At 31.4% G+C, this 3347-nt stretch carries 3 protein-coding genes and 1 pseudogene; 1 reads left to right on the top strand and 3 read right to left on the bottom strand.

Annotation, left to right across the window (positions count from 1 at the left end; genetic code table 11):
* Positions 1–485, top strand: a pseudogene (locus C3420_RS17470) (hypothetical protein); the annotation flags it as partial.
* 36 nt (positions 486–521) lie between these two features.
* Here the strand turns inward: C3420_RS17470 and C3420_RS16545 are convergent.
* From C3420_RS16545 to C3420_RS17465, 3 genes are all read right to left on the bottom strand, one after another.
* Positions 522–2669: a YfjI family protein gene (locus C3420_RS16545; protein ID WP_103801068.1), complete on the bottom strand. Its 2148-nt coding sequence runs from the start codon at positions 2667–2669 to the stop codon at positions 522–524.
* Positions 2666–2956 (bottom strand): helix-turn-helix transcriptional regulator, encoded by a 291-nt coding sequence (locus tag C3420_RS16540; protein WP_103801067.1) that lies wholly within the window; start codon positions 2954–2956, stop codon positions 2666–2668. The genes C3420_RS16545 and C3420_RS16540 overlap by 4 nt, the downstream gene beginning before the upstream one ends.
* A 115-nt stretch (positions 2957–3071) precedes the next feature.
* The coding region (locus C3420_RS17465; protein ID WP_213064676.1) for a hypothetical protein at positions 3072–3347 on the bottom strand (276 nt) is incomplete at its 5' end.

Raw genomic sequence — 3347 nt, 5'->3', positions numbered from 1 at the left:
CCCCTAATACAACTGCTATGTCTTTAAAAGATTTTAAAGAAAAGTCTGAAAAATATATTAATCAACTTCTACGTTTAAAAAGAGGGTTATTAAGTTACCCAAAAAAACATAATATTAATACTAAAGATAAAATTATTGTTCCAATTTTACTATACTCACTTCCTTTCTCTTTAGATTACACAATATCTGATATCTATTTCTTAGATTTCTCAAGTTTTTTTAAGTTTTTTCAATCTAAAAATTTATATTTGAAATCAGCCCTTAATGGTGAAGTTGATAATGTAAAAATAATTCATAGTAATTGGGCTTCAGACAAACCCGATGTTAAAGATTTTCTAAGATTTATAGAAAACCCATTTCATGTAAGCCAACTAAAACCTTGTATTAAAAATTTTACTACAACTCACAATATTGGCGACTATGAAATTCATTTAGATAGAACGTATATTGATCTTCAAACTGAAGAATATGAGCAACTTTTATAAAATCTTCTATAAGCTTAGTGACAAAACTGACATAACTTAGGTTATGTCAGTTTTGTCATCTATAAGATAGTCGGTTTCAAATATTTTTGGATTTATCCAATAACGTTTGGATGGTCTTCCTCCCCTAATAGTTGATTCAATTTCTTCTACCGTTAACCACTCTTTTTCAACTAGAATGTCTAAAGCATCAGAGACTGAGTCGAGACACGTTAGATCTTTCCAATTCTTTCTTTGGACCTCTCTACCAGCAAACCCATTTCTTCTCCATTCATGATCTTTTTTGAGTTTTAAAAGCTTTTGACCCAATGCAATCGCCTTTAAGCTCGAACCTTGCAAGACTAGGCCATAAACTCTTCTGGCATGACTTTCAAGGTAGGTACACCATTCTATAGCCATTTCTATTGATTTTTTAGTTATTGGGCCTGTAATGTCTTGTTGAATGCAGTCGATTAAATGAAAAATCAAAGCTAACGCAGGTAATAGTTTTCCATATTTATCCAAGTGTTCAATAATAATTGGATATTCTTCTTGAGGTATTACTTGTTTATGGAGATATGTGCACCACTCAATAAATTTTTCCTGAGCTTCGCTACTAAATCTGAAATAAGGGATAGAGTTTAACTCATCATTTGGAAATGCTCCCATTTTTATAAAATCTTCTATAGTTAATTTATCAATTACTTCAAAAAGTGAGTACAGGGCATCTCTCGCATCTTTATTGGGGTGTTCATCTTTATATTTCCATTCAGGCATATCAGGATATACTAATAATTGAAATCGTTGTATCAAACCATCATTTCCGTTTCCTTTGATGCTAGGTTCTAGGTATTCAATTAATTTTGTAGGTTGGATTCCCCCTAGTATAGATATACAATGATTTTCAATAAAAATACTACCTCTACCAATACGATCAAGCTCGTATGACCCCTTTCCGTCCCAACCTTCTAAATAATAAGATCTTCCTCCCTCATCTTTACCACTATCCATAGTAGATAGAAGTCCTACCAATTCATCACGACAAACCAGAATCCCATTTGGATTAGTTCTTTCTAACTCACCTAAAGCTTCTGGACTTGCATCATTCGTTTTGTAACGTTTCAAGATAGGAGGCTGTTCTGATACATTTCTTAACTCCAGAAGTTCATTAGCAATTTGCTCGACTTTTATCTGATCTTCTTTTTTATTTGCTTGTTTTAAAGCATCTGTTAAGGCTTTATCTTTTGAATCAACTAAGATCTTTCTCACCCCATATTCTTGGGTTTGTCGTATAAAATCTTTTTTTGCAATTTCGTTAAGTCTATCTACTGGCCTAATTCCTGCATTAAAGGCTGGAGTTTTTTTACTTGAAGGTGGGGCAACAATACCTCCCCAAAGATTAGGAATTACTGTCCAATCATCTTTTTGTTTTGGCTTTACTGCAACTTTTGCTCCTATAACCGAACTTAAACTTACGAGTGTGCAAACTGCTACAAAGTCTATTGACATATTATCTGCCCGCAATGCCTCATCATAAGCATAGTTCCATAAAATAGATGGCAACATAGATGACATAAGAGGTTTTACATCAAACATATTAGCTTTTATCCCTTTAGGAGTCGCCCATTGCTTAATAGCGTCTTTTAAAATAAGTGCGTCAATTTCTTCTTGTAACTCATTAGGTTCACTAAAGGTATTTACTGGTTCAGATAAACCTAAAATCCTTATTTTTAGATCACTCAAACGATTTTTTAAGTCACTTGTTTGATGACATGGCGCCACAATATAGAGATTGGGATATTTAAATTTAATTTTAGAAACTAAATCTTTATCAATTTTTTTTACTAAAAAAACTGCATAATTAGTTGCAGCTATTTTAAATGCCGCATATTTATCATCAGTTAATAAAATAGTACCTTGAGTTATTTTAGATTTATTAAAAACTAGAAACCCAGATCCTTCGAAAATTTCTTTTTTGTTTTCAATATCATAAAACCACAATCCTGTGATTTTATTAGTTAAATCAATTAACGGCACTACAGAAAAACCTTTCACATTTACATACTCATGTAAATTTTCAGATGCTTCAAGAAACTCTGTAGGAATAATTCCATATCTCAGGTACATTTGATGTACGATACTAGATTCAGCACCTACTATACGGGTACTAGTATGAAGATAATTCTCATAGGATTTTTTTTCTTTCATGAATGATCTCCTAGTTCTTTTTTTAGGAGCCACTCATAAATTTCTTCTACTTTCCATACCCTGATGCTGGAACTTAGACATATTGGTTTTGGAAATTTACCATCACGAATCCAACACCAGATTGTTTTCTCTGACACAGGTATTAAACCTGATTTAGCAGGTCGTGCTTTTATCGTTTTAACCTTTCCCTTATTCACCCCAGACTTATATATATGTTTCTTCTCTGGACGCTCAGAATAACTAGCGAGTTCCTTTAATGTGAAGAATTTTTTTGTTGATTCAGTCATTTAATTTTTCCTTTACATGGAATGTTATTGCTTGAATCAACTATGAAGAGACTTTGTAAGGCTGTAAAAACCAAAGCCATGCTTTGGGGCTAAATGTAACTTTTTATTTCAAAAATTATCTTAAATTACTTATTTCTTTATCTATTTTATTTATAACTTCTAAAATTTTCTTCTCAGAAAGTGGTATGTTTTCATTATCTTTCAAGTAAGCAGCACATTTATCTTTTGCCATAAACTTGTTTTTTTCTCTAAATTTTTTTATATCATTATAAAATTCTATTATTTTTTCCTTGTTTTTATCTCCTTTTTTCTTTCCTCTTTCACTATTTAATCTTGAATCGAAATTTAAACTAAAATTTACTCTTTGAAAATTATAATTTATTAAGCGTGC

It is taken from the genome of Acinetobacter sp. ACNIH3 (genome assembly GCF_002918965.1).
Lineage (GTDB): Bacteria > Pseudomonadota > Gammaproteobacteria > Pseudomonadales > Moraxellaceae > Acinetobacter > Acinetobacter schindleri.
Note: the sequence above shows the minus strand (reverse complement) of the source record. Positions and strands in the feature narration are given on the sequence as shown.

Coding starts and splice junctions, on each gene's coding strand:
- C3420_RS16545 (WP_103801068.1), bottom strand. CDS start 2,669: ATGAAAGAAAAAAAATCCTATGAGAATTATCTTCATACTAGTACCCGT.
- C3420_RS16540 (WP_103801067.1), bottom strand. CDS start 2,956: ATGACTGAATCAACAAAAAAATTCTTCACATTAAAGGAACTCGCTAGT.